Annotated in this window: 23 protein-coding genes and 1 pseudogene; 7 read left to right on the forward strand and 17 right to left on the reverse strand. The window is 61.3% G+C overall.

The window, feature by feature from the left end; genetic code table 11:
• Positions 1 to 50 precede the first annotated feature (50 nt).
• The 8 genes from bamA to RPF88_RS09075 form a co-directional block, all read right to left on the reverse strand.
• Entirely contained in the window at positions 51 to 2423 is a 2373-nt protein-coding gene (gene bamA / locus RPF88_RS09040) for an outer membrane protein assembly factor BamA (protein WP_027161557.1), read from the reverse strand.
• Between the two features lie 217 nt (positions 2424 to 2640).
• On the reverse strand, positions 2641 to 3783 hold the full coding sequence (gene rseP, locus RPF88_RS09045) for an RIP metalloprotease RseP (protein WP_024503348.1): 1143 nt from the start codon (positions 3781 to 3783) through the stop codon (positions 2641 to 2643).
• A gap of 103 nt (positions 3784 to 3886) precedes the next feature.
• A complete protein-coding gene (locus RPF88_RS09050) occupies positions 3887 to 4702 on the reverse strand; it encodes a phosphatidate cytidylyltransferase (protein ID WP_013531757.1) in 816 nt (271 codons plus the stop codon).
• On the reverse strand, positions 4699 to 5433 hold the full coding sequence (locus RPF88_RS09055; protein WP_013531758.1) for an isoprenyl transferase: 735 nt from the start codon (positions 5431 to 5433) through the stop codon (positions 4699 to 4701). Before RPF88_RS09055 ends, RPF88_RS09050 begins: the two co-directional genes overlap by 4 nt.
• 34 nt (positions 5434 to 5467) lie before the next feature.
• Positions 5468 to 6022, reverse strand: coding sequence for a ribosome recycling factor (gene frr, locus RPF88_RS09060; protein ID WP_013531759.1), 555 nt, complete (start codon positions 6020 to 6022; stop codon positions 5468 to 5470).
• 98 nt (positions 6023 to 6120) lie between these two features.
• On the reverse strand, positions 6121 to 6843 hold the full coding sequence (gene pyrH / locus RPF88_RS09065) for a UMP kinase (protein WP_013531760.1): 723 nt from the start codon (positions 6841 to 6843) through the stop codon (positions 6121 to 6123).
• Between the two features lie 147 nt (positions 6844 to 6990).
• Entirely contained in the window at positions 6991 to 8100 is a 1110-nt protein-coding gene (locus tag RPF88_RS09070; RefSeq protein WP_337122214.1) for an aldo/keto reductase, read from the reverse strand.
• A gap of 37 nt (positions 8101 to 8137) precedes the next feature.
• A complete protein-coding gene (locus RPF88_RS09075) occupies positions 8138 to 8665 on the reverse strand; it encodes a nuclear transport factor 2 family protein (protein WP_337122215.1) in 528 nt (175 codons plus the stop codon).
• Positions 8666 to 8781: 116 nt separating this feature from the next.
• Here RPF88_RS09075 and RPF88_RS09080 point away from each other — a divergent pair, with 116 nt between their 5' ends.
• Entirely contained in the window at positions 8782 to 9708 is a 927-nt protein-coding gene (locus RPF88_RS09080; RefSeq protein ID WP_337122216.1) for a LysR family transcriptional regulator, read from the forward strand.
• A 34-nt stretch (positions 9709 to 9742) separates the two neighbouring features.
• Here RPF88_RS09080 and tsf read toward each other — a convergent pair whose 3' ends face one another.
• From tsf to RPF88_RS09105, 5 genes are all read right to left on the reverse strand, one after another.
• Entirely contained in the window at positions 9743 to 10663 is a 921-nt protein-coding gene (tsf, locus tag RPF88_RS09085; protein ID WP_013531764.1) for a translation elongation factor Ts, read from the reverse strand.
• Positions 10664 to 10771: 108 nt separating this feature from the next.
• Entirely contained in the window at positions 10772 to 11560 is a 789-nt protein-coding gene (gene rpsB, locus RPF88_RS09090; RefSeq protein ID WP_013531765.1) for a 30S ribosomal protein S2, read from the reverse strand.
• A 202-nt stretch (positions 11561 to 11762) separates the two neighbouring features.
• Positions 11763 to 12041 carry a DUF4031 domain-containing protein gene (locus RPF88_RS09095; protein ID WP_013531766.1) on the reverse strand — a complete coding sequence of 93 codons (279 nt, stop codon included), beginning with the start codon at positions 12039 to 12041 and terminating at the stop codon, positions 11763 to 11765.
• Between the two features lie 58 nt (positions 12042 to 12099).
• On the reverse strand, positions 12100 to 13398 hold the full coding sequence (locus tag RPF88_RS09100) for a hypothetical protein (RefSeq protein WP_337122217.1): 1299 nt from the start codon (positions 13396 to 13398) through the stop codon (positions 12100 to 12102).
• A 113-nt stretch (positions 13399 to 13511) separates the two neighbouring features.
• Positions 13512 to 14339, reverse strand: coding sequence for a cell envelope integrity EipB family protein (locus tag RPF88_RS09105; protein WP_013531768.1), 828 nt, complete (start codon positions 14337 to 14339; stop codon positions 13512 to 13514).
• 138 nt (positions 14340 to 14477) lie between these two features.
• On the opposite strand from RPF88_RS09105, the gene RPF88_RS09110 reads away from it, so the two are divergent.
• The 5 genes from RPF88_RS09110 to RPF88_RS09130 all read left to right on the forward strand — a co-directional run bounded on the left by RPF88_RS09110 (position 14478) and on the right by RPF88_RS09130 (position 18810).
• Positions 14478 to 14942: a RidA family protein gene (locus RPF88_RS09110; protein WP_013531769.1), complete on the forward strand. Its 465-nt coding sequence runs from the start codon at positions 14478 to 14480 to the stop codon at positions 14940 to 14942.
• A gap of 14 nt (positions 14943 to 14956) precedes the next feature.
• Complete coding sequence (locus RPF88_RS09115; protein WP_024503355.1) at positions 14957 to 15685, forward strand: glycerophosphodiester phosphodiesterase; 729 nt, start codon at positions 14957 to 14959, stop codon at positions 15683 to 15685.
• Positions 15686 to 15735: 50 nt separating this feature from the next.
• Entirely contained in the window at positions 15736 to 16950 is a 1215-nt protein-coding gene (locus RPF88_RS09120; RefSeq protein ID WP_224619229.1) for a GNAT family N-acetyltransferase, read from the forward strand.
• A gap of 88 nt (positions 16951 to 17038) precedes the next feature.
• Positions 17039 to 17470, forward strand: a complete 432-nt coding sequence (locus RPF88_RS09125; protein WP_013531772.1) for an HIT family protein — start codon at positions 17039 to 17041, stop codon at positions 17468 to 17470.
• A gap of 203 nt (positions 17471 to 17673) precedes the next feature.
• Positions 17674 to 18810, forward strand: a complete 1137-nt coding sequence (locus tag RPF88_RS09130; protein WP_337122218.1) for a phosphatase PAP2 family protein — start codon at positions 17674 to 17676, stop codon at positions 18808 to 18810.
• A gap of 50 nt (positions 18811 to 18860) precedes the next feature.
• Here RPF88_RS09130 and RPF88_RS09135 read toward each other — a convergent pair.
• The 4 genes and pseudogenes from RPF88_RS09135 to RPF88_RS09150 all read right to left on the reverse strand — a co-directional run bounded on the left by RPF88_RS09135 (position 18861) and on the right by RPF88_RS09150 (position 22688).
• Positions 18861 to 19198: pseudogene (locus RPF88_RS09135) on the reverse strand (phosphotransferase-like protein).
• Between the two features lie 58 nt (positions 19199 to 19256).
• Positions 19257 to 21725, reverse strand: coding sequence for an ATP-dependent Clp protease ATP-binding subunit ClpA (clpA, locus tag RPF88_RS09140; protein WP_013531774.1), 2469 nt, complete (start codon positions 21723 to 21725; stop codon positions 19257 to 19259).
• Positions 21726 to 21731: 6 nt separating this feature from the next.
• The gene (clpS, locus tag RPF88_RS09145) at positions 21732 to 22061 is read right to left on the reverse strand and encodes an ATP-dependent Clp protease adapter ClpS (protein ID WP_023812950.1); all 330 of its coding nucleotides are present in this window, start codon (positions 22059 to 22061) and stop codon (positions 21732 to 21734) included.
• Between the two features lie 297 nt (positions 22062 to 22358).
• The gene (locus RPF88_RS09150; RefSeq protein WP_013531776.1) at positions 22359 to 22688 is read right to left on the reverse strand and encodes a phasin family protein; all 330 of its coding nucleotides are present in this window, start codon (positions 22686 to 22688) and stop codon (positions 22359 to 22361) included.
• Between the two features lie 285 nt (positions 22689 to 22973).
• On the opposite strand from RPF88_RS09150, the gene RPF88_RS09155 reads away from it, so the two are divergent.
• On the forward strand, positions 22974 to 24383 hold the full coding sequence (locus RPF88_RS09155; RefSeq protein WP_013531777.1) for a D-alanyl-D-alanine carboxypeptidase: 1410 nt from the start codon (positions 22974 to 22976) through the stop codon (positions 24381 to 24383).
• Positions 24384 to 24389 lie beyond the last annotated feature (6 nt).

Raw genomic sequence — 24389 nt, forward strand, 5'->3', positions numbered from 1 at the left:
GGAACATTTCTCCCGGACCCTGAGGACCCGGGAGCATCGTTGGCCGCCGATCAGAAGCGGGTCGATATGCCGAAGTTGAATTCCTGCACGTCGTCAGACGCTTCCTTCTTGACCGGGATCGCGTAGTCGATACGGATCGGACCGAACGGCGACGCCCACATCAAGCCAACACCGACCGAAGCGCGCAGCTTCATGCCCACAGTCGACTGGTCGACCAAGTCGTTGGCAACCTTGCTGCCGTAGAGCGTGGCCGCATCCGCGAAGACCGCGCCACGCAGGCCGAAGCTCTCTGGAACGACCGGAAGCGGGAACTGGGCTTCCGCCGAGGCGTTAAAATAGGTCGTGCCGCCCAGATGGTCGCCAGCGCCGTCGTTGTCGACCGGACCGATGCCGCCGTAGGCGAAGCCGCGGATCATGCGGTCGCTGCTCTGGAAGTGATCGAACACGCGCAGATCGCCGTCGCCGCCGTAGCCTTCGACATGACCGGCGCCGCCCGAAATAAGTCCGACCAGATCATACTGCTCCGACAGCGTCTGGTAGATGCTGCCTCGCCCCGTGACCTTCACGAACTTTGCATCGCCACCGAGACCCGCAACTTCCACCGTCGTGGTGGCGTAGATACCCTCGTGCGGGTTCTTCATGTCGTCGATGGTGTTGTAGACCAATCCCAGGCTAACCGAAGACTTGATCCATGGGCTCTGCTCTATGCCATCCAGGATAGCGTCGGAAACATTGCACTTAAGGGGATCATAAATGCCACCGGTCACGCAATCATCATCCAGCTTATATTTCTCTTGCGAGATGTTGTAAGCTAGCTGCGTCGTGATGCTGTCGGTGATCGGCAGGCCGAAACGCACGGTCGCACCCGTGGTGTCACTGTCGTAATGATCGTAGTTCCGGGTTTGCTTGAAGATGTCGAAACCGGCGGCGATGCGCCGTCCGAGGAAATAAGGCTCGGTGAAGGACAGGCTGTAGTCGCGCGAATTCTTGCCGCCGCCCGCAGACACCTTGATGAACTGGCCGCGGCCGAGGAAGTTGCGCTCGGTCACCGATCCTTCGACCGACGGACCGGCCGTGTCGCCACCGGTCGAATAACCAGCACCCACCGAGAACTCGCCGGTCGACTTCTCAACCACGTCGACCACCAGAACGACCTGGTCGGGCTGCGAACCCGGCACAGTCGAGATGTCGACTTTCTCAAAGTAATTCAAGTTTTCCAGGCGCTTTTTCGCGCGCTGGATGAGCACCTGGTTGAAGGCGTCGCCTTCGCTGACGTCGAACTCGCGGCGAATGACATAGTCGCGCGTGCGATCGTTGCCGCGGATCTCGATGCGCTCGATATAGGCCTTGGTGCCCTGGTCGATCGTATAGACCACCGAAATGGTGTGGTTCTCGAAATTGCGGTCGCCGCGCGGCGTGACCTGCGCGAAGGCATAGCCGGAACCGGCCACCTTCTCGGTCAGCGCGATGATGGAATCCTCGACGTTCTTGGCGTTGTAGACGTCACCCTTGTGGGTCTCGATCACCGATTCCAGCGACTTGCCGTCGACTTCAGGGATCGTGCTCTCGACGCTGACATCGCCGAACGTGTAGCGGTCGCCTTCCTGGACGGTGATGGTGACCGTGTACTTGTTTGTCGCGCTGTCAAGCTCGCCGACAGCGGACACGACCTGGAAGTCGGCATAGCCGTGATTGTAGTAGAAGCGGCGCAGCAGCTCCTGGTCCGCGCGCAGCTTGTCGTCGTCGTAGACGTCGTCGCGCAGGATGAAGGAAACCCAGGACGAACGCTTGGTGTTGATGATATCCGACAGGCGGCGGCTGGAATAGGCGCTGTTGCCGACGAAATTGATCGCCGCGATCTGCGTGCGATCGCCTTCGGCAATGTTGAAGACCACATTCACGCGATTGTCGCCAAGCTGCATGACCTGCGTGGTCACGGTCACGTCGTCGCGACCAATGCGCTTGTAGGCAGCCTTGACCGACTCCACGTCGGCATCGAGCGTCGCCTGCGAGAACGTTCCGCGCGGCTTCAGCTGCACCGCCGCCGCGAGCGCATTGTCCTTGAGTTTCTTGTTGTTCTGGAACAGCACCTGGTTGACAACCTGATACTCGGCAACCTTGACCACCAGCGTCGAGCCGACCTGGTTGATCTGCACGTCCGAAAACAGGCCGGTGCCAAACAGTGCCTTGACCGCACCGTCGATATCGGAACTGGAGAAAGCCTTGCCAGGCTTGATGGTGATGTAATTGCGGATGGTCTCAGCGTCGATACGCTGGTTGCCGCTTACTTCGACTCTGCTGACGACAGCGGCTTCAGCCGCCGATGTGGCAACGAACTGCACTGCGAGCGCGCCTGGCACGACCATGGCCGCGGACAGGGTCACCGCGGACGCGGCGCTTAGAAACTTGGATGCTGCCTTCATCGGGCTTAATAACCTTTTCTCGTAGTCCCCACGGCGAGAAAACCGGACGTGCGGTAATTTCCCCTACCGTATTAACCGGATTTTCCCTACACGCAAGGCTTCTGGTTAATTTGTATTTACTTAACCCTGCGGCGTGGCTTTCGCGTCACTCATATCCCCTTGCATGGTAAACGGCGTCTCAACATCGTCCATGCAGAAGCCAAATTTCTTCATGATTTCAGCACCCAAACAGATCGTTCCAAAAAACGAACCCCATGAAGCACAGCACCAGAAGCAACCCGGCCCGATAGGCCATTTCCATCATCCGTTCCGACACCGGACGGCGAATGACAGCCTCCACCCCGTAGAACAAGAGGTGACCGCCGTCGAGGGGGGGAATCGGCAAAAGGTTCAGAATTCCGATGCCAACGGATAGCAGTGCAACCAGCTGCACGAGCCATTCGAATCCCAGTTTCGCAGCCCTGCCCGCCATGTCGGCGATCTTCACCGGGCCGCCCAGCTGACATTTGTCTTCGCGCCCGACAACAAAGCGCTGCAGGAACTGGCCGGTGCGCTGGATGACGTGACCGGTTTCCTCGACCGCTGCCGCGACAGCTCCAACAGGCGTGTAGGTGATGAGCCGTGGCTGGCCGAGTTCCTTGTTGTTGACGACACCGATTACAGCGACCTTGACCTTGTTGCCGAGCGCGTCTTCCTGTTCCATCAGCCGCGGTGCCGCGGTCACAGTGACCTCCCGGCCGTCGCGCAGCATGACGAAAGTGATTGCGTCGTCCGCACGGCCCGAGACCAGGCGTTGAACGTCGCCAAAGGTTTCGACCTTGTTGCCGTCGACGCTGACGAATCGGTCGCCGGGAAGGATGCCGGCCTTCGCCGCCGGGCTGTCGGCGGTCACCTCGGCCACCATCGGCTCGGCGACATAGCGGCCATAGGCGGTGAACAGCACGGAAAAGACGACGATCGTCAGCAGGAAATTGAACAGCGGTCCGGCCACCACCGTTGCCGCGCGCTTCCAGATCGGCTGCGTGTGGAAGGCGACCTTGCGCTCTTCCGCGGTCAGCGTTTCAATTTCTTCCGACGTCGGCTGGCTCGATGTGGCGTTCATGTCGCCGACGAATTTGACATAGCCGCCAAGCGGTATCGCACACAGTTTCCAGCGCGTGCCGTGGCTGTCGTTGAAGCCGAAGAGTTCCGGGCCGAAGCCGATCGAGAAGGCCCTGACGCCGATGCCGCACCAGCGCCCGACAAGGTAATGGCCCATTTCGTGGACGAACACGACCACGGTCAGCACGAAGAGGAATGGCACCAGCGTGCCGAGGACAAAGCCTTGTGTGCTGAAAAGCGCGTGAAGAATCTCGTTCAAGACAAACCCTCAAATTCTTCCACGGCGCAGACTGCGCCGTGACTGTGACACCAATCCGGGCGAATCCAAGGCGCATCGCGCAAAGGACCTGAAATGACACCACTCAAACGGGAAACAGACCCTGCGCCGGATGATCGGCGTTCGCCGAAATCCAGCCGATGACGTATAGGGCGAATGCGGCTGCGACAAGCCCATCGACACGATCCATGACGCCGCCATGGCCCGGGATGAGCGCGCCTGAGTCCTTGCGGCCATGGCGGCGCTTGACCCAGGATTCAAACAGGTCGCCTGCCTGCGAGACAATCGACAGCACGAGCGCCACCAGGCCGAGCAATGCCAGATTGCCGACACCGGCAGCTACGGCGAGGACCAGCCCGGCGACGACGCCGCCGAGCGCACCGCCGAGCGCGCCGCTGCGCGTCTTGCCGGGCGAGATAGAGGGCGCCAGTTTCGGCCCCCCAACGGCACGGCCAACGAAATAGGCAAGGATATCGGTGGCCCAGACGACCGCAAACAGGAACAGGATGGCAATGAGGCCCGAACGATCGCCATCGCGCAGCAAGGCGAGCGACAGGCCTGAAACCGCGGCATAGGCGAGGCCGCTCGCATCCCATTGTCCGGTCTTGCGAAGCGAGGCGGCTATCGCCGTTGCGGCAACAATGGCCGCCACAAGCGGTAGCAGCCAGGAGGCGGCCAGGCCGCCGATCAAGGCGCCAACGAAGACGACCAGCAATGCTTCCGGCAGGAAGCCCAGGCCCGTGACCCCGGTCGGGCGCGACATGCGGGTCCATTCATAGAAGATCGCCGCCGATATCACGGCGCACAGCAGCCGGAACGGCAGACCGCCGATCCAGGTCAGACCGAGAGTGATGATGGCGAGCACGATCGCCGAAACGACACGCAGCTGGAGATTGCTCATCCCGCGGCCGGTCGCGAAGCGACGTCCTGGCCTCCAAGTCCGCCGAAACGGCGTTCGCGGCCAGCAAACTCACGCAAAGCCTCGGCAAGGTGCTCGCGGCTGAAGTCGGGCCAGTAGCAAGGCAGGAAGACGAGCTCGCTATAGGCGGCCTGCCACAGGAGGAAATTCGACAGCCGAAGCTCGCCGCTGGTGCGAATGACCAGTTCCGGGTCGGGAATGCCTTGCGTATCAAGCGCAACGGCAAAGCTTTCGGCTGATATCGCCTCGGCGTCGAGTTCGCCACGCGCCACGGCCAAAGCGAGCTTTTGCGCCGTGCGAACGATCTCGTCGCGTCCGCCATAGTTGAAGGCGATCACCAGCGTCAGAGATTCATTTGCGGCCGTCAGCGTTTCGGCCTCGTCGAGCAGTCCCCTGATATCGGGCTGCAGCCCTGCCCGGTCGCCGATGATTCTAACCCGCACACCGCTCTGGTGCAGTTCGGCGAGGTCACGGCGGATGAACATTTTCAGAAGGCCCATCAGGTCGCTGACCTCGGATTTCGGCCGCGACCAGTTCTCCGACGAGAAAGCGTAGACGGTCAGGTAGGAGATGCCGAGCCCGGGTGCTGCGCGCACCGTCTTGCGCAGCGCCTCGACGCCGGCACGATGGCCCGCAAGACGAGGCAAGCCGCGCGCCTTGGCCCAGCGTCCGTTTCCGTCCATGATGATCGCGACATGCGCGGGCGTTGCCATGTTCTCGCTTTCGGGTCAGCCGGAGGCCAAGACCCTAAACCTGCATGATTTCAGCTTCCTTATCGGAAAGCAGGTGGTCGATGGTGCTGATCGTCTCGTCGGTAAGTTTCTGAACCTGGTCCGAGCGCTTGCGCTGATCGTCCTCGCTGATGTCGCCGTCCTTCTCCGCCTTCTTCAGGAAGTCCATGCCGTCGCGGCGCACATGGCGCGCGGCGACCCGGGCGTTCTCGGCGTAGGTGTGCGAGATCTTGACCAGTTCCTTGCGCCGCTGTTCGTTGAGTTCGGGAAGCGGAATCCTGAGGTTGGTGCCGTCCACGATCGGGTTGAAACCCAGATTGGATTCGCGGATCGCGCGGTCGACCGCGCCGACCATCGACTTGTCCCATACCGATACCGAGATCATGCGCGGCTCCGGCACCGAGACGTTGGCGACCTGGTTGATCGGCATGGTGGTGCCATAGGCCTGCACCTGGATCGCATCGAGCAGATTGCTGGAGGCGCGACCGGTCCGCAGCGAAGCCAGATCATGCTTGAACGCGGCGATGGCCCCATCCATGCGCCGCTTGAGATCGTCGTACTCACCACTCATCTTTATCTCCTCGACCCGTCTAATGCGGGCTCACTGCTTCGGGGCCGTCTTCGAATCGGACCTTCGAAAACCGGTTTCCCTTCGGGCCAGGCCGCCGATCAATCGTCCGCGACGACCGTGCAGCGGCCGCCGCCCCTCAGAATATCGCCGAAACCACCTTTTTCGTGGATCGAATAGACGATTATCGGAATGTTGTTTTCGCGCGCAAGTGCAATCGCTGCAGTATCCATGATGGAAAGGCCGCGATTTATGACTTCGCCATGGCTGATGCGCTCGAAACGCGTCGCATTCGGGTCCTTCTTCGGGTCCGCCGAGTAGACGCCGTCGACCTGAGTACCCTTGAACAGTGCGTCGGCGCCAATTTCAGCCGCGCGGAGGGCGGCGGCCGAATCAGTGGTGAAGAACGGATTGCCGGTGCCGCCGGCGAAGATCACCACCTTGCCCTGGTTCATGTAGGCAGTCGCCTGGCGCTGCGAAAAGCTCTCGCAAAGTTCGGGCATGGCGATCGCCGAAAGCACCACGGCGTCGACGCCGATCTTGTTCAACGACGTGCGCAGCGCCAGCGAGTTGATCACCGTGGCAAGCATGCCCATGTGGTCGCCGGTGACACGGTCGCCGCCCTTGGAGGCAACCGCCACGCCGCGAAAGATGTTGCCGCCGCCGATGACGACGCCGACCTCGATGCCCAATGCACGCGCCTCGGCGATGTCGCCGGCGATGCGATCCACCACTGAAACGTCGATGCCGAAATGCTGCTCGCCCATCAATGCTTCGCCCGACGCTTTCAACAAGACACGTCGGTAGAGGGGCTTCACCGTCATCTGGGCCTCTTCATTTGCATGTGGCGCGTTCCGGTGGCTACCCTCGCGCAGGCGCCGCCTCGAAACAATGGCGTTCCGATACACGAAGGGCGCCGCGATGTCACGCGGCGCCCAAACGGCAAATTCGCCGGTTTCCTGTCCCATCAATCAATTGGTGGACACGCTGGCCGACTCTCCTTCGATAAGCACCGGTGACACGTAGTTGGAGGGCTTGTCGCCGGTTGTCGCGCCGCCGGTGACGCGCGCCTGTATCTGCGCGCCGAAATAGGAATAGGGAAACGGCGCTGGAGTTCTGCTGACCCTCTCCAGCCGGTCGCGATGCGCTTTCGGAATCTCGAAATCCAGCGCGCCAAGATTGTCCTGCATTTGGCTGAGCGTCGTCGCACCGAGAATGACGGTCGCGATCCCCGGCTGCGTCGCTACCCAGTTGAGCGCGACCTGAGGCATGCTGCGGCCGATCTCGGATGCGACCTTCTCGAGTTCGGCCACGATAGCCCAGTTGCGTTGCGTGAGCTTTTGGAACCCCGGATGCGTCGAGTTGCGAAATCCGTCGAGCCGGCCCGCGGTTCCGGCCTGAGCCGGCCGATACTTGCCGCTCAGCAGTCCGCTGGCCAGCGGGCTCCACACCATGATGCCGGCGCCATGGCGCGTGCCGAATGGCACGAACTCATTCTCGATCGCGCGTTCGGCCAATGAATATTCGAGCTGTAGCGCCGAAACCGGCTCATATCCGCGCAATTCGGCGATCGCCTGTGCGCGGCCCGCATACCAGGCGGGCACATCCGAAAGACCGACATGGCGCACCTTGCCCATCCGAACCAGGTCATCCAGCGTGCGCATGACCTCCTCGGCCGGGGTCAGCCTGTCCCAGACATGCATGAGATAGAGATCGATATAGTCGGTCCCCAACCGTTTCAGCGAAGCATCGACGGCCCGCATGATGTTCTTGCGGCCATTGCCGCCGGCATTCGGATTGCCGGGCTGCATGTTCATGGTGAACTTGCTGGCGATCACCGCCATGTCGCGCAAGCCGCGCTCGGCGATGAATTCGCCAAGCCAGGCTTCGGCCGTGCCGTCTGTGTAGAGATCCGCCGTGTCGAAGAAATTGCCGCCCGCCTCGACATAGGCGTCGAACATCGCCCGCGCCGTATCCCTGTCGGCTCCCCAGCCCCATTCCGTGCCGAAAGTCATCGTGCCCAGCGCCAGCCGGCTGACCCTGAGGCCGCTGTTGCCAAGAGTGTAGTAGGTCATGGTCATAATCGTCTTCCAATGCTTGGTGATAGATGCCCGAGCGTCACTGGCCCGGAGTGGTCTTGACCCAGGGATTGCCGCGCTCGTGTGTCATGCGGAACGCAAAGCCATCGACCTTCCAGCCATCCGCAAAACGCGTCAGGTGATGCTCATAGGTGCCCCAGACCTCCCAAAGCGGGTCGCCATTGCCTTCCATCCGGTTCCAGGCATAGCCGTTCGACAGGACAGTCGCCGTGTCCCCTTCGAGAACGACCTGGTGATTGGTGCGCAGATGCAGGCTTGTCTTGCTGCCCTTGAGGTTGGCCGCCCAGGCGCCAATCAGGTCGTCGGAAGCGATGTTGGCCGCCGGCTGTCCGGAAAGGCTGCTGAAATCGGCAGTGGCCCGATCCGCGAAATAGCTGCGTGCAAGCTTCCAGTTCTGGGCGTCGACGGCCCGGTCGATGGCATCGGCGATGCGAATGACCGCGCGTTCGTCTGCGAGGGCCCGCCAGTCTGATGGCTCCGCCCCGCCGGCGTCCATCGGCGCCAACGCCATGCCTGCCGCGAAAGTTACGCGCTTCAACGCATTCATGTTCTTTCTCCTCGATGCCATCAGCCCATCGCCGACGTACGGCCGGCAATGTGGACCGCTCGGCCGACATTGATAAGATTGCATGGTAGGCATGGACCATGCGATATCGTGCATGAATGTACCGGGACCTGCTCACCCACCTGCCTGTGATCGTCGCCGTGGCTCGACGCGGCGGCTTCGCGCTTGCCGCCGCCGAACTCGGCATGAGCCCTTCGGCAGTCAGCCATGCGGTGCGCATTGTCGAAGAGCGGATCGGCCAGCCTTTGTTCGCACGGACGACGCGCAGCGTTTCGCTCACCGAGGCCGGCAAGGCGCTGGTGGAAACGGCGGCTCCGGCCCTCCAGGATATTGCCGAGCGGATGGACCGTATCCGCAGCGTCAAAGGCAGACCGTCTGGCCTGCTCAGGATCAACGCCTCCAACATCGCCATACCATTGGCGGTGACGCCGGTGGTGGCGGCGATGGCCGAACGCTATCCGGAGGTTACGGTGGAGGTCTTCGCTGACCAGGGTCTGGTTGATATCGTCGGCGAAGGCTTCGATGCCGGCATCCGGCTTGGCGAGATGATCGCCCAGGACATGGTCGCGGTCCGGCTGACGCCGCCGTTCTCCGTCGTCATCGTCGCCTCGCCCGCTTATATCGGACGGCACGGCCGTCCCAGCAGCGTTGCCGATTTGGCGAATCACAATTGTATTGGCTACCGGCTCGTCCGCTCCGGTGCGCTCTATCGCTGGGATCTGATCGAGGATGGCAAGGACGTCGCCATGGAGACGCGGGGCAGCGTTGTCGTGACGGACTCGCTCGCAGCAATCGATCTTGCGCTTGCAGGCGTCGGGCTTGCCTATGTCTTCGAGCCGCTGGCGCGCGCCGATCTTGCCGCGGGCCGCCTGGTCCAGGTGCTGCCGCAGACGGCGATCGAAGAACCGGGGCTATTCCTCTATTTCCCGCGCCGGGCGTCAATGGCGCCGAAGCTCAGGGCCTTTATCGACACCGCACAAGAAATCGGCCGGGCATCCTTGCGGACACCCGGCCGAGTTGCCTGAGCTGAGAAGCCCCTTCAGGGGCTATTTGTAAGGATTATTTCTTCACCGCAGCCGCGACTTCCGCCGCGAAATCGGTCTCTTCCTTTTCAATGCCTTCGCCGAGCGCAAAGCGCAGATAGGCGGAGATCTTGGCCGGAGCGCCGATTTCCTTCTCGGCATCCTTCAGTGCCTGCTCGACAGTGATGTCGGGATTGAGCACGAAGGCCTGCTTCAGGAGCACGACTTCCTCATAGAACTTGCGTAGGCGGCCTTCGACCATCTTTTCGATGATCGCTTCCGGCTTGCCGGACTGGCGCGCCTGATCGGCGAAGATCGCCTTCTCGCGCTCGACCGCAGCCGGATCGATCTGCTCGGCCGTCAGCGCCAGCGGGTTGGTGGCGGCGACATGCATGGCAACCTGGCGGCCAAAGGCATTGGCGGCATGCTCATTGCCCGTGGTCTCGATCGCGACCAGAACGCCGAGCTTGCCAAGACCATCGGCAACTGCGTTGTGGACGTAGGTGGCGACAGCACCGTGCGGGACGGTGAGCTTGGCCGAGCGGCGGAAGCCCATGTTTTCGCCGATGGTGCCGACAGCGTCCTTGATGGTGTCGGCAACCGACTTGTCGGAACCTGGATACTTTGCGGCGGCCACAGCCTCCGTCGTGCCGTAGGCCAGCGCAACCTTGGCAACATTGGCGACGATTTCCTGAAACGCGGCGTTGCGGGCAACGAAGTCGGTCTCGGAATTGACTTCCACGACGGCAGCCTCGCGCACGCCGTTGTCGACGCCGATCAGGCCCTCAGCCGCGGTGCGGCCAGCCTTCTTGTCAGCCTTGGAGATACCCTTCTTGCGCAGCCAGTCGACGGCCTCTTCCATGTTGCCGTTGGTCTCGGTCAACGCCGCCTTGCAATCCATCATGCCCGCGCCGGTCAAGTCGCGGAGTTCTTTGACCTGTGCAGCCGAAATGCTCATTGTCGCCTCTTTGTTTTAAATGCACCGACGCACCATCGGTATTCGATGGTGCGTCTGTTTAGCGTGCCAGAATATGAGAAAGATGAAGGCCGCAACCGGCCTCGATTATCAAGCTTCCGGAGCGTCTGCAGCCGGGGCCGGAGCCGGGTCGAGCGCGGGTTCGACGGGAGCTTCGATCGAAGCGCCGATGTCGACGCCGAGCGCGCCCTGCTGACGGGCGATGCCGTCGATCGCAGCCTTGGCGATCAGATCGCAATAGAGCTGGATGGCGCGGGCCGCGTCGTCATTGCCGGGGATCGGGAAGTCGATCTTGTCCGGATCGCAGTTCGAATCGATGATGGCGACGACCGGGATGCCGAGGCGCTTGGCCTCGAGAATGGCGATCGCTTCCTTGTTGGTGTCGATCACGAACATCAGGTCGGGCGTCGAGCCCATGTCCTTGATGCCGCCCAGCGCCTTGTCGAGCTTCTCGCGCTCGCGGTCGAGGTTCAGGCGTTCCTTCTTGGTCAACCCTTGCGCCTCGCCGGCCAGCATCTCGTCGAGCTTGCGCAGGCGCTGGATCGAATTCGAGATCGTCTTCCAGTTGGTCAGCATGCCGCCGAGCCAACGCGAGTTGACGTAGTACTGAGCCGAACGCTGTGCCGCATCGGCGACGATGTCGGACGCCTGGCGCTTGGTGCCGACGAACAGCACGCGGCCGCCCTTGGCGACGGTGTCGGAAACCTGCTTCAGCGCCTGGTGCAGCAAAGGCACCGTCTGCGAGAGGTCGATGATGTGGATGTTGTTGCGGGCGCCATAGATGTAGGGCGCCATTTTCGGGTTCCAGCGATGGGTCTGGTGGCCGAAGTGAATGCCAGCTTCCAAAAGCTGGCGCATGCTGAAATCAGGCAGTGCCATTCAAAGTTCCTTTCCGGTTAGCCTCCACGGACACAGGCATTTTTGGACTTTGTCCTCGAACGCCACCGGAGGTTTCAGCCGGATTTCTCCCGGGCAGACACCAAAGTCCGTGTGTGGAATGAGCGCGCATATAGAGGGGATGCGCGATAAACGCAAGCGCCGTGGGACCTGTGTGCGGCGTGCGACGATCCGCGCGCTGCCGTCAGCGCTTTATCTTGCCGTTCGGCACCCGCACCCGCCGGAAGACCGCGACGATCTCCTCGCGGCTGCATTCGATGGCGCCGAGCCGCACCGCACGGTCACGCTCGAAGCCGGTTATGTCATAATGCGGCGCCGATGTCTTGGGCGGCCCCTGGTAGGATGAGCGCTTGACGCCAAGATGCGCGGCAAAGCGATGCAACTCGTCGGTGTCGTCGGCCAACAGATGGCACCAGCGATGGCCGGCCCAGTTCCAGATCGCTGCGTCGACATAGGCTGCCATAAAGCTTGCTGTCTGCCTTCCATCCGTCACGACAGTCGGCCACATGGCCCGGCTGATGTCAGTGACGATAGAATGGATTCGGATAGAAAATGAAGCCGCCATTGGCTGCAAGCTCGGCGACGATGTTGGTGACTGTATCCTGCATGCGACGGTGCAGATCGGCAACCGCATCGTCGATCGAGCCCGTATGCTCATGCAAGCCCAGTGCCTCCGGCACCCGGATGTGGGCGCAACGCGGCCCGGCCGGCTGCGGAACGAATCGGTTCATCGTGTCGCGCAGCCCGCCCCGACAATAGTCGTTGCGGATCCGCTTCAGATGTTCGGCGATCTCCTCCTGGCTAATGCGCGGATTGGCGCAGGCCCAGGGTCCGACGCGTTGCAGCCTCTGAACCCTATCGACGAGCGCGCGGACCTGCCTTTGCCGTTCGGCATCGCCAGTGTTTTCGCGCTGCCAGCGGCGCGCCCGCCGCAGAATCTCGGTGATGTCGGTGACATCAATGTCGGCTGAGATGCTTTTGCCGAGCTGGCGGCTGAGCTCGGTGACCAAAACCCTCTGACGCTGGGCATAGGAAGCGCCTTGGTCGAACGGCATGCCGGTGGCAGCTTCATCGCGGGCCAGCAGTGTCGAATAGACATGGTGAATGCGCTGCGGCAGCGTGTCGGTCGCCTGGCGTTCTATTTTGAGGTTTTTCTCGACATAGGCGCATTCCTTCGCCAGTGCCGCTTCGACGTTGCCGGTGAAGGCAAGCTTCCAGACGACGGGCGCGATCCAGACCTTGAAATTGGAATCCGTGGCCCGACCGCGCTTGAGGGCTTCCAGTCCCATCTCGACGGCACCCGGCAGCAAAGACGCAACGACATTGGCATGCCAGCCGACGCCGCCTTCGGGATGCAGCAGCACGCCATGGCCTTTCAGGGCCCAGGCGATCGAGTGTTCCTTCGCTGCCCCGCTGTTGCCGGGAATCTGGGCGATCAGATTGTTGGCAAGCCAGAACTTCTGCATCAGCCGGCCAAGGCCGTTGACGACACCATTGGTCGCCCATGAGGCCGTGAGCGGGCTGACCTGCGACACGATTTCCTTGTCGATCATCCAGTCGGTGAAGAACTCGGGATGATTGGGTGTGATGAAGGTCGCCTTCCCTGCCCCGCAACTGGCCTTCAGCCGCTCAAGATCGGCGTCGGGAAAGTCGATATGGCGGACATTTGAGACGCCGCGCAGACCGGCCAGGCGATTGAACGGCAACAGATCCCGAAACCCGGGAATGCCGCGCAGCATGACGATCCGGTTGACGGATGTCATGGCCCTGATCAGTGCCGGGTTGGGCCGCGGCGCGACGAACGTATCGATCCTGCTCAAGCTGATCCCCCTCGCGCCTGGACGCTGGAAGAGGTTGAGAGACGATTGCGGCACGTTCAAGTCGTTCGTTACGACCACGCCGTGCCGTGGCAAATCAGCTGCCTAGACAGGCACTATTTGGCGGGACAAGGTTTTGTCTGGTCGAACAGCGACAGGTTGACCAGCTTGCCGGTCATCGAGAAGTCGCCATAGTCCATGACGAGATCGCGGGTGATGCCGTTCTCATGCAGCTTGAAGCTGATACGGTATTCCGGAACCTCTTCGCCGGTCTTGTTGGTGTCGTCGAAATAGGCGATGTCGACCGGCCAGTATTTGTCGGTGGCGAGCTTTGCCAGTGCCGAAGCTTCCGGGTCGGCCTTGTCGGCATCGGTTTTCTTGCCGACAACGACGGTGGTGGTCATCACCTTGTTGGCGTCTTCGGAACCGTCGAACAGGTTGGTTTCGTAAAAATTCTCGCCTTTTTCGGCCTTGCCGATCAATTCGACCAAATGCTGGGTCGGGAATTGGGTTGTCGCGAGCTCGACGCTGTTCTTTTCAGGCTTGTCGATGTCGACCTTCAGGCCCTTGGTTTCTTTCGTGGCGATGCCCTTGACCTCCTTGTCGAGATTCTGGTCGACGAAGGATTTTGTCACGAACGAAAAGGTCTTGCCCTCGGCATCCTCGAAAGTGGTCGTCTGCTGGTCCGTCAACCTGGTGTTGTCGGCGGTGACGATCTGGGTGACGAAACGGAATTTCACCGTATAGCCTTCGCAGGCCGAGCCGTTGAACTCATAGACCATGCGGCCGGATATGCCTGTGATGCCGGACTGATCGGAAGCCTTTTTTAGGGTAAGATCGTAAACGGCGCGGTGGGCTTGCAGCGCCGGCGCTGCGAAGACAGGGCCTATCGAGAAGATGCCCGACAACAGGACGGCATGGAATGCGAGGCGCGTTGCGCGCATGAGGTACTCCGATCGTCGCGACTGATGGCAGGCCGCAGGGAAAGATGGTCCAGCTTAAAAAAAGTCGTGGCGGAAGCGAGGCAAAAATAGCAATTTCGGCCCGGCCGGCGCGGCGTCACCAAGCAATAGGGAAATACCATGAGTGAAACAATCGAAAAGCGGCTAAGCGATCTGGGCGTGACGCTTCCCGTCGCCGCCGCGCCCGCCGCCAACTACGTGCCCTATTGCAGGACCGGCAATTTGCTGTTCACTGCCGGGCAATTGCCGCTTAAGGACGGCAAGCTGCAGGCGAGCGGGCTGTTGGGCCGCGATCTCGATACCGCAGGCGGCAAGGATGCGGCAAAATACTGCGCGATCAACATCCTGGCGCAGGCCAAGGCAGCACTCGGCGACCTCGAGAAGATCAGCCGCCTGGTGAAGATCACCGTTTTCGTCGCCTCGACACCCGAGTTCGTCGAGCAGCATCTGGTTGCCAACGGCGCCTCCGATTTCCTGGTCGCCGCCCTTGGCGAGCGCGGCAAGCATGCACGCTCCGCCGTCGGCACGGCCTGCCTGCCGCTTAATGCCGCAGTGGAAATCGAAGCCATCTTCGAAGTCGCATGAGCCAGGGTACAGATATGACCGACCTATCCTGGCTGACCGCCCGGCCCGTTGCCCACCGCGGCTTCCACGACATGAACAAGACGCGCTGGGAAAACACGCTGTCGGCCTTTGCCGCAGCCGCCGAACGCGGCTACGCCATCGAATGCGACGTGCACCTGTCGTCCGACCGCGTTCCCGTCATCATCCATGACGGCGATCTCAAGCGCCTGACCGGCCAGGATGGTTTCGTCTGGCAGCGTACCGCAGCTGAACTCGCGGCGCTCAGGGTCGGTGGCACGGCGGACCATGTGCCGACGCTGCAGGAAGCGCTCGACCTGGTCGATGGCCGCGTGCCACTGGTCGTCGAGCTGAAAGGCACGCCCGGCTATGACGAAGGCCTGGTGGCAAGCGTCGGCAAGATGCTCAAGCGCTACAAGGGCAAGGCGGCGATCATGTCGTTCGACCATTGGCTGGTCCGCGATTTTCCGAAGGACGCGCCGGGTATCCCAGGGGGTCTCACCGCCTACGGCAAGGACGTCGGGTTGATCGAGGCGCATTTCGCCATGCTGGCGCATGAGATCGCCTTCACCTCCTACGCCGCCGGCGACCTGCCAAACCCATTTGTCAGCTTCGTGCGTGAAAGGCTGAAAATGCCTGTTATCACCTGGACGGTGCATGACCAGCCGGCGGTCGACCTGACCTTCAGATATGCCGACCAGATGACGTTCGAAGGGTTCGAACCCGATCTGGTCAAAGTCGCCTGAGTGTCTGAAACGTGACTTGCACCAGGCCGGACGGAGCTTAAATAAGCCTCATGGATCAGGGCGACGAGGGTGACGGACAAACGGCCAATGCGGACTATTCGATCCGCGTCGCCGCCGGCATCGGCGCATTCACCTGTGATGAATGGAATGGCTTTGCGGGAACTGCGCGCGGCGATTTAGAAACCAGCTACAATCCTTTGGTTTCATTCGCCTTTCTAGGCGCGCTTGAAGATTCTGGATGCGCCGTGCGGCGTACCGGCTGGCAGGGCCACCACCTCCGGCTGGAGGATGGGCAAGGCAGATTGCTGGGCGCGGTGCCCTGTTATCTCAAATCGCACAGCCAGGGCGAATATGTGTTCGACCATGGCTGGTCGGATGCGTTCGAACGCGCCGGTGGCCGTTACTATCCCAAACTGCAAAGTGCCGTGCCGTTCTCCCCGGTCACCGGCCCTCGCCTGCTGGTCACCAGGGGCGAGGACAGTGCCAAGGTGAAGGCCGGTCTCGCGGCGGGCCTAAAGGCGGTGACGCAAAAGCTCGGTGTCTCTTCCGCACATGTCACCTTCGCGCAAGAGAGCGATGTGGAGGTGCTGGAAGCAGCCGGTTTCCTGCACCGCACGGACCAGCAATTCCATTTCTTCAACGAAGGCTTTTCAACCTATGACGACTTCCTCGCCACCCTTGCCTCGCGCAAGCGAAAGGCGATGAAAAAGGAAAGGCGCGAAGCGCTTGCCCCAGGCATTTCAATCGACCGGCTGACCGGCAAGGACCTCACGGAGAAAGCCTGGGACGATTTCTTCGCCTTCTACATGGACACCGGCAGTCGCAAATGGGGCCGGCCCTATCTCAATCGTCAATTCTTCTCGATGATCGGCGAGCGCATGGCCGATGACATCCTGCTGGTGATGGCCAGGCGCAACGGGCGCTATATCGCCGGCGCGATCAATTTCATCGGTTCGGATGCACTTTATGGCCGCAACTGGGGCTGCATCGAGGACCATCCCTTCCTGCATTTCGAGGTCTGCTATCACCAGGCGATCGACTTCGCCATCGAGCGCAAGCTGAAGGTGGTCGAGGCGGGAGCGCAGGGCGAGCACAAGCTGGCGCGCGGCTACCGGCCGGTGACCATGCATTCCGCCCACTACATTGCGCACCCAGGCCTGCGCAACGCCGTCGCCGACTATCTTCGGCGCGAACGGCAGGAGGTGGAGCGGATGAGCGAATATCTGGAAGAGCATACCCCGTTCCGCAAGGATCTGGAGGAGTAGCCCCGGCTGGCCGGCTGGGAGGGTCGACGATTATCTTGCCGAATTTCGACGCCTTCGCTACACGAAGGCACAATCCGGAGCGTTCGCCATGACCGAGGCCGCCTACGATACCGACAACATTTTCGCCAAGATCCTGCGCGGCGAAATTCCCTCGCACCGTGTCTACGAGGATGATGCGGTCATCGCCTTCATGGATGTGATGCCGCAGGGGCCCGGCCATACGCTGGTGGTGCCGAAAGCGCCATCGCGCAACCTTCTCGATGCCGATCCGTCAATTTTCGGCCATCTCTTGAGCGCCGTTCAGAAAGTGGCGCTGGCGGTGAAAAAGGCCTTCGGCGCCGATGGCGTCACCGTCATGCAGTTCAATGAGCCGGCCTCGGGGCAGACCGTCTATCATCTGCATGTGCATGTCATTCCGCGCTTCGACGGCATCCCGCTGAAGCCGCACACGGGCGAGATGGAGAAGCCGGAGATTCTGGTCGGGAACGCCGAAAAGATACGGACTGCACTCAAAAATTGAGAGCGGGAGGTCCGCCAATGATGTGGTGGACCGGGTCGAGAATATCGGACTGACAAGCGCCGTTCAGTCCAGAAGCCGATTCTAATGCCCGGCCGTGCCCAGTGCCGACTCAACCGTTTGCAACTCTAATCGTCTGATTAGGAAATATCGAACCATCTCACGGTAAAATGCTAACGCGTGGCGAGCTGTGGGGCTTCAAAACCATGGAACATTCGGTTGCGGCATCGGCCCCACTGGCGGGGGCAATTGTCGAGCGTGCTTTTCTTGGCATCTTGGCGGATGCCTTTTGGCGACACCGGCTGCTGCACGCTATGGCTGCCGCTGCGCTGCTTCTGGCAAGCGCAGTCGGGTGGCACACTGGAAACATGCCGGATTTCGGCGTTCTGGAGGAATACGCTGAGTATCTTTTCATCGCCTTCTGGATTTGCGGCTCAGCCTTTGCACTTGGGACGCTTCTCCATCTTGCGCTGGTCCAGCGGGATACCGAACCGCTGCACACCTTCCTCAAGTCACTGGGTAGATTCTTTGGCGACGCCGAACGCATTGCCAACAGCCTGAATGGCCTGGGTGCGGGTCTTGCCTTCATATCCGCGATCGGTGTGTTGAAGGGAGCCATTGCAATCCTCTCTCCGTTTGCATGGGACAAGGCATTGGCTCAGGCCGACCGCATCCTGCATTTCGGTCGAGCCCCGCACGAATGGTTGCGGTTTATCGTCCAGTCGCCGCTTGCATTGAAGATCATCAACATCGCTTACAATTTCTGGTTCGTCGTGCTCATTACCGCGGTTTTCACCGTGTGCATCGCACGCAAGGATACGAAGCTGCGTCATCAGTTCCTGATGAGCTTCATGACGGTGTGGACGCTGGGTGGCTTCTTCCTCGCGATGGGCCTGTCGTCGGCTGGCCCTTGCTTTTACGAGCGATTGGGGTTCGGCAACGACTTTCACGCCCTCATGCAAGCACTCGCCACCGCCGATCGCATCTATCCAATCTGGGCGCTCAACACGCAGGATATGCTGTGGGGTGGCTACACCGGCGCAACTACCGGCAGCGTCGGTATATCCGCCTTCCCATCCCTGCACGTTGCGATGGCGGTGCTGTTCGCTCTCTATGCAACGCGGCGGTCTCGGCTGGCCGGTGTTGTGATGTGGTTATTCGCGGGCGTCATTATGGTCGGATCCGTCGTGCTTGGCTGGCACTATGCCGTGGATGGCTATGCGGGCGCATCCCTGATGGTCGCGATCTGGAAGGCGTGCGGATATTTGCTGACCCGTTTCGAGTCGGACAGCGCGGCCGCTGAGAGCTCCACCATGCAATCGCCGGCCCTTTGCGGGATGTAAATTCGCCGATCTGGACGAACTCGCCTGCGGCGGCATGCCGGTCAAAACGCCTAAAGGGCGGCGCTGGATGGGTTGGACAATTTCCGAAACGCTGTTCGATACGATCCTTGCCGAAGCTGCTCTGCGAGCGTGTCCGCGCATTGCCCAGGGCTCAGGAGCGACGTGTCGACTTCCAGATCGTACACGCCGGGCCGGTGCACCTCTTCCTGCCACAGGCGCGCCATCGGGCCGCAATCCCATCCCGGGTCGATAGCGCGGCGGCATGGCCTGCTCGCAAACGTCGACACCGAGATTGATCCAGACGCTATCGAAGCACTCCTGAACAGCCTTAGCGATGCTTGTTTTCCGATCGCGGCGCACCGTTCAGGATGATGATCTGGCCGATTATGCCTACCCTCGCTCCAATAAAAAGCCCCGTCTCCGGGGCTTTTTTGACTTTCGTAAGCTCAGTTCTTTCGGGGCAGTTGTGGCACCAGGCTGCGCTTGCCGCCGTCCTTGCCCTTGGCTTCGGGCTTCTGCGCCACCAGCTTCTTGGCCGCCGGCTTTTTCACCACGGCCTTTCTGGACTTCGGCGTTTCTTCCGGCTCTTCCTTCTTCGGCTTCACCGGCGCCTCGTCGGCCAGCGATTCGAGCTTCAGGCCGGTCTCGCCGGTTTCCTTCTTCTCGACGGTGACGCGCACCGTGCCGCCCTTCTTGAGCTTGCCGAACAGCACCTCGTCGGCCAATGGCTTCTTGATGTGCTCCTGGATCACACGACCGAGCGGCCGCGCGCCCATGCGCTCATCATAGCCCTTGTCGGCGAGCCAGGCGATCGCGTCCGCCGACAGGTCGAAGGTGACGCCACGCTCGGAAAGCTGGGCCTCGAGCTGCATGACGAACTTCTGCACCACCTGATGGATGACCGGCACCGGCAGCGAGCCGAACGGGATGATCGCATCGAGACGGTTGCGGAACTCCGGCGTGAACAGTCGGTTGATCGCCTCGACATCGTCGCCTTCGCGCTTGGTCGAGCCGAAGCCGATCGCCGCACGCTGCGCATCCGACGCGCCCGCATTGGTGGTCATGATCAGGATCACATTGCGGAAGTCGATCTGCTTGCCGTTGTGGTCGGTCAGCTTGCCATGATCCATAACCTGCAACAGGATGTTGAACAGGTCCGGATGCGCCTTCTCGACCTCGTCCAGCAACAGCACGCAATGCGGATGCTGGTCGACGCCGTCCGTCAGAAGACCGCCCTGGTCGAAGCCGACATAGCCGGGAGGAGCACCGATCAGCCGCGACACGGTGTGGCGCTCCATATATTCCGACATGTCGAAGCGGATCAGCTCCACGCCGAGCGACGCGGCCAACTGCTTGGCGACTTCGGTCTTGCCGACGCCGGTCGGGCCGGAGAACAGGTAGGAGCCGATCGGCTTCTCCGGTTCGCGCAGGCCGGCACGCGCCAGCTTGATCGCCGAGGTCAGTGCGGTGATCGCAGTGTCCTGGCCATAGACGACTCGCTTTAGCTCGATATCGAGACCCTGCAGCACCTTCTCGTCGTCGGCCGAAACCGTCTTCGGCGGGATGCGGGCCATGGTGGCGATCGTCGCCTCGATCTCCTTGATGCCGATAGTCTTCTTGCGCTTGGCTTCCGGCACCAGCATCTGCGAGGCGCCGGTCTCGTCGATCACGTCGATCGCCTTGTCCGGCAGCTTGCGGTCGTTGATGTAGCGTGCCGACAATTCCACCGAGGCCTTGATCGCCTCGTTGGTGAACTTCACCTTGTGGAACTCCTCATAATAGGGCTTGAGGCCCTTCATGATCTCGATCGCGTCCTCGATGGTCGGCTCGTTGACGTCGATCTTCTGGAAGCGCCGCACCAAGGCACGGTCCTTCTCGAAGAACTGGCGGAATTCCTTGTAGGTGGTCGAGCCGATGCAGCGGATCGCACCCGACGACAGCGCCGGCTTCAACAGGTTGGACGCATCCATGGCGCCGCCTGAAGTCGCCCCTGCCCCGATCACCGTGTGAATCTCGTCGATGAACAGCACGGCGCCAGGATAATCCTCGAGCTCCTTGACGACCTGCTTCAGACGTTCCTCGAAATCACCGCGATAACGCGTGCCGGCGAGCAGCGTGCCCATGTCGAGCGCGAAGATGGTGGCATTGTGCAGCACTTCGGGAACGTCGCCCTCGACGATGCGCTTGGCCAGGCCCTCGGCGATCGCCGTCTTGCCGACGCCGGGGTCACCGACATAGAGCGGGTTGTTCTTGGAGCGGCGGCACAGCACCTGGATGGTGCGGTTGATCTCGGACTCGCGGCCGATCAGCGGGTCGATCTTGCCGGCCTTGGCCTTGTTGTTGAGATTGACGCAATAGGCCGTCAGCGCGTCCTGCTGCTGCTTCTTCTTGCCGCCTTCCTCTTGCGGCTCGGCGCCGTTCTGGCCGCCCTGCTCGTCATCGGCGCCGCGCGGCGAGCGTGTCTCCGACGCGCCCGGACGCTTGGCAATGCCGTGCGAGATGTAGTTGACCGCATCGTAGCGGGTCATCTGCTGTTCCTGCAGGAAATAGGCGGCATGGCTCTCGCGCTCGGCGAAGATGGCGACGAGCACGTTGGCGCCCGAAACCTCCTCGCGGCCAGAAGACTGCACATGGATCACCGCGCGCTGGATGACGCGCTGGAAACCGGCCGTCGGCTTGGAGTCCTCGTCGTAGCCGGTGACGAGGTTGTCCAGCTCGGTGTCGATATAGGTGAGAACCGTATGCTTGAGCTCATCGAGATCGACATTGCAGGCGCGCATGACGGCGGCCGCCTCGGTGTCGTCGATGAGCGCGAGCAGCAGATGTTCTAGGGTTGCATATTCATGGTGCCGCTCATTGGCGAGCGTCAGCGCCTGGTGAAGCGCCTTTTCCAGGCCTTGGGAGAAAGCCGGCATGTTACCTCACTTCTTCTCCATCACGCATTGCAGCGGATGCTGATTCTGTCGGGCGAAATCCATGACCTGGGACACTTTGGTCTCGGCCACCTCGAATGTATAGACCCCGCACTCGCCCACTCCATGATTGTGAACATGAAGCATGATGCGTGTGGCGGCTTCGCGATCCTTCTGGAAAAAACGCTCCAGCACGTGAACCACGAACTCCATCGGAGTGTAGTCGTCGTTGAGGATGAGGACCCGATAAAGGCTGGGCTTCTTGGTCTTGGTTTTGGTGCGCGTGATGACGGCCGTCCCACGGCCGGCCCCATTGCCGTTACCGTCGCCGTCTTGCATTCGCACCACGCGTCTCGTGGCAGTCAAACCGATCGTCACGTATTCCTGCCTCTTTCGATTCCCCATGCGAGTTCGACATGTAGGTGTTCGATGTACGATTTTAAGCCCTTCTGGTTAGCTGACAATATGGCTAGGTCACCAAACTTGGACGATTTTCGCAATCGTGAAGGGGCGCGAGGCTCTGGAACGGAAATTGACACGAAAAAGCCCGGCCACGTTTCCACGGCCGGGCTTTTTCTCAGGGTCAAAAGGCTGAATCTGGGTCACGTCAGGCGAAATCAGTTCGCCCGGGCGAAATTACTTTGCCTTGGCAACGATCGATTCGAATGGCTTGTAGGCTTCCTTGGCGAGTTCGGCATAGAGATCGCCAATCTTGGTGGCCTCGGCGACGAAAGCCTCATAGGACTGCTTGGCATAGTCCGACTGGATCTCGATGGCCTTTTCCAGCGACTTGGCTGAAAACAGCTTCTCCACAGTGGCGCTGCCGGTTTCAAAACTCTTCTTGGTGTATTCACCAGCCTCGGTGGCAATCGCCTGTGCGCCCTTGGAGAGCGACGCGAAGCTCTTCAATCCGGTGTCGGCGAACTCTTTGCCGTATTTGCTGAAGTCCTCATAGGTCTGGGTCATTTCACGATTCCCTTGACGGTTGAGGCGTCCTTCTTCGGGGCGCCCTTGTGCAATGCAAGATAATATATTGTGCGCCGCACAAAAGTCAAGATTTCGCGGGCTTGCGGACCCGCCTGCGCAGCCAATGGCTAAAAATCGAATAAAGAGAGCTTCAAGCACGAAGAAAATGGTGAACGCGGCGGTTACCATAAACGGATTGGTAACGCTGCGCCGGTAGCTTGGCCGGAAGCGAGGCAGGACCCTTTGCCGCCTCCAACGCAACGAAGAAATCCAAGGGAAGTACCAGTGCGTAAGGCGTTGTTGGGCATCGTTTCCAAATCCACCTCCCCTCTCAAAACGATGATGATCATCGCCTTGGCGATGACATTCGTTTTTGGAGACGTTGCCTCGTCGCTGGCGGCCAAGCAGGCGGCCATCGTCGTGGATGCCAAGACTGGCAAGGTGCTTTACTCCGCAGATGCCAACGGCAGGCGCTATCCAGCTTCGCTGACCAAGATGATGACGCTGTACCTGACCTTCGAAGCGATGGCGAAGGGCAAGATCAGCAGGAATACGCCAGTGGTGTTTTCCGCCAAGGCCTCAGCCGAGGCGCCGACGAAACTTGGCGTGAAGCCGGGCGGTTCGGTCACGGTCGAGACCGCGATCCTGTCGATCGTCACCAAGTCGGCGAATGACTCGGCCACCGCGCTCGGCGAAATGCTCGGCGGCAATGAGACCACTTTTGCCCGCATGATGACCGCCAAGGCGCGTGCGCTGGGCATGAACGGCACCGTGTTCCGCAACGCCAATGGCCTGCCAGACCCTGGCCAGTTCACCACCGCGCGCGATATGGCGACGCTCGGCATCGCGCTGCGCGAGCATTTTCCGCAATATTACGGCTATTTCTCGCAGCGCTCCTTCCTCTACGGGCGTCAGCGCATCAACGGTCACAATCGCCTGCTCGGACGCATCAAGGGTGTCGACGGCATCAAGACGGGCTACACCCGCGCCTCCGGCTTCAACCTCGTCTCGTCGGTTTCCGACGGCAATCGCCGCATCGTCGGCGTGGTCATGGGCGGCAGTTCCGGCCGCAGCCGCGACAATCAGATGGCCAGCTTGATCAACACCTATCTGCCGAGGGCATCGACTCGCGGCGGTGGCGATCTGGTGGCCAAGGCCGGCGGCAACAACCCGGTCACCGCCCTCGCCCAGGTTCTCCTGCCCAAGCATGACGCTCCGACGCCCGATGACAAGCCTGTTGTGGCGCAGGACGACGCCACCGTCGCCGAGGACGCCACGGTCGCGGAAGACGATACCCCGCAGGCCGAAGAAGCAGCCCCCGTCGTCAAGACCAGAAAGGTCAAGACCGTCATCGTTTCAGCCCCCCAGGTCGCGACGGCCCAGGTCGTCGCTGCCTATGCCGAGCCAACGCCAGCGGCCGTCGACCCGGTCAACACGGCGTCGGTGCCGTCGGGCTGGGCCATTCAGGTCGCCTCGTCGCCAAAGCAGTCCGAGGCACAGGCCTTCCTCGACAAGACCACCAAGCAGGCGCCCAAGGTGCTGGCCGACGCCTCCGGCTTCACCGTCGCCTTCGACAAGGACGGCGTCACCTACTACCGCGCCCGCTTCGGCGGCTTCGGTTCGAAGACCGCCGCCTGGAAGGCCTGCACCGCTTTGAAGAAGAAGAACATCGAGTGCTACGCCGTCCAGCAGTAGGACGGC

Origin of the sequence: Mesorhizobium sp. ISC11 (assembly GCF_037162595.1) — a bacterium.
Classification (GTDB): domain Bacteria; phylum Pseudomonadota; class Alphaproteobacteria; order Rhizobiales; family Rhizobiaceae; genus Mesorhizobium; species Mesorhizobium ciceri.

Excerpts from the sequence above, each read along its gene's own strand:
- bamA (WP_027161557.1), bottom strand. The coding sequence starts at position 2,423 with ATGAAGGCAGCATCCAAGTTTCTAAGCGCCGCGTCCGCGGTGACCCTG.
- RPF88_RS09050 (WP_013531757.1), bottom strand. The coding sequence starts at position 4,702 with ATGAGCAATCTCCAGCTGCGTGTCGTTTCGGCGATCGTGCTCGCCATC.
- RPF88_RS09055 (WP_013531758.1), bottom strand. The coding sequence starts at position 5,433 with ATGGCAACGCCCGCGCATGTCGCGATCATCATGGACGGAAACGGACGC.
- frr (WP_013531759.1), bottom strand. The coding sequence starts at position 6,022 with ATGAGTGGTGAGTACGACGATCTCAAGCGGCGCATGGATGGGGCCATC.
- pyrH (WP_013531760.1), bottom strand. The coding sequence starts at position 6,843 with ATGACGGTGAAGCCCCTCTACCGACGTGTCTTGTTGAAAGCGTCGGGC.
- RPF88_RS09070 (WP_337122214.1), bottom strand. The coding sequence starts at position 8,100 with ATGACCATGACCTACTACACTCTTGGCAACAGCGGCCTCAGGGTCAGC.
- RPF88_RS09075 (WP_337122215.1), bottom strand. The coding sequence starts at position 8,665 with ATGAATGCGTTGAAGCGCGTAACTTTCGCGGCAGGCATGGCGTTGGCG.
- RPF88_RS09080 (WP_337122216.1), top strand. The coding sequence starts at position 8,782 with ATGTACCGGGACCTGCTCACCCACCTGCCTGTGATCGTCGCCGTGGCT.
- tsf (WP_013531764.1), bottom strand. The coding sequence starts at position 10,663 with ATGAGCATTTCGGCTGCACAGGTCAAAGAACTCCGCGACTTGACCGGC.
- rpsB (WP_013531765.1), bottom strand. The coding sequence starts at position 11,560 with ATGGCACTGCCTGATTTCAGCATGCGCCAGCTTTTGGAAGCTGGCATT.
- RPF88_RS09095 (WP_013531766.1), bottom strand. The coding sequence starts at position 12,041 with ATGGCAGCCTATGTCGACGCAGCGATCTGGAACTGGGCCGGCCATCGC.
- RPF88_RS09105 (WP_013531768.1), bottom strand. The coding sequence starts at position 14,339 with ATGCGCGCAACGCGCCTCGCATTCCATGCCGTCCTGTTGTCGGGCATC.
- RPF88_RS09110 (WP_013531769.1), top strand. The coding sequence starts at position 14,478 with ATGAGTGAAACAATCGAAAAGCGGCTAAGCGATCTGGGCGTGACGCTT.
- RPF88_RS09115 (WP_024503355.1), top strand. The coding sequence starts at position 14,957 with ATGACCGACCTATCCTGGCTGACCGCCCGGCCCGTTGCCCACCGCGGC.
- RPF88_RS09120 (WP_224619229.1), top strand. The coding sequence starts at position 15,736 with ATGGATCAGGGCGACGAGGGTGACGGACAAACGGCCAATGCGGACTAT.
- RPF88_RS09125 (WP_013531772.1), top strand. The coding sequence starts at position 17,039 with ATGACCGAGGCCGCCTACGATACCGACAACATTTTCGCCAAGATCCTG.
- RPF88_RS09130 (WP_337122218.1), top strand. The coding sequence starts at position 17,674 with ATGGAACATTCGGTTGCGGCATCGGCCCCACTGGCGGGGGCAATTGTC.
- clpA (WP_013531774.1), bottom strand. The coding sequence starts at position 21,725 with ATGCCGGCTTTCTCCCAAGGCCTGGAAAAGGCGCTTCACCAGGCGCTG.
- clpS (WP_023812950.1), bottom strand. The coding sequence starts at position 22,061 with ATGCAAGACGGCGACGGTAACGGCAATGGGGCCGGCCGTGGGACGGCC.
- RPF88_RS09150 (WP_013531776.1), bottom strand. The coding sequence starts at position 22,688 with ATGACCCAGACCTATGAGGACTTCAGCAAATACGGCAAAGAGTTCGCC.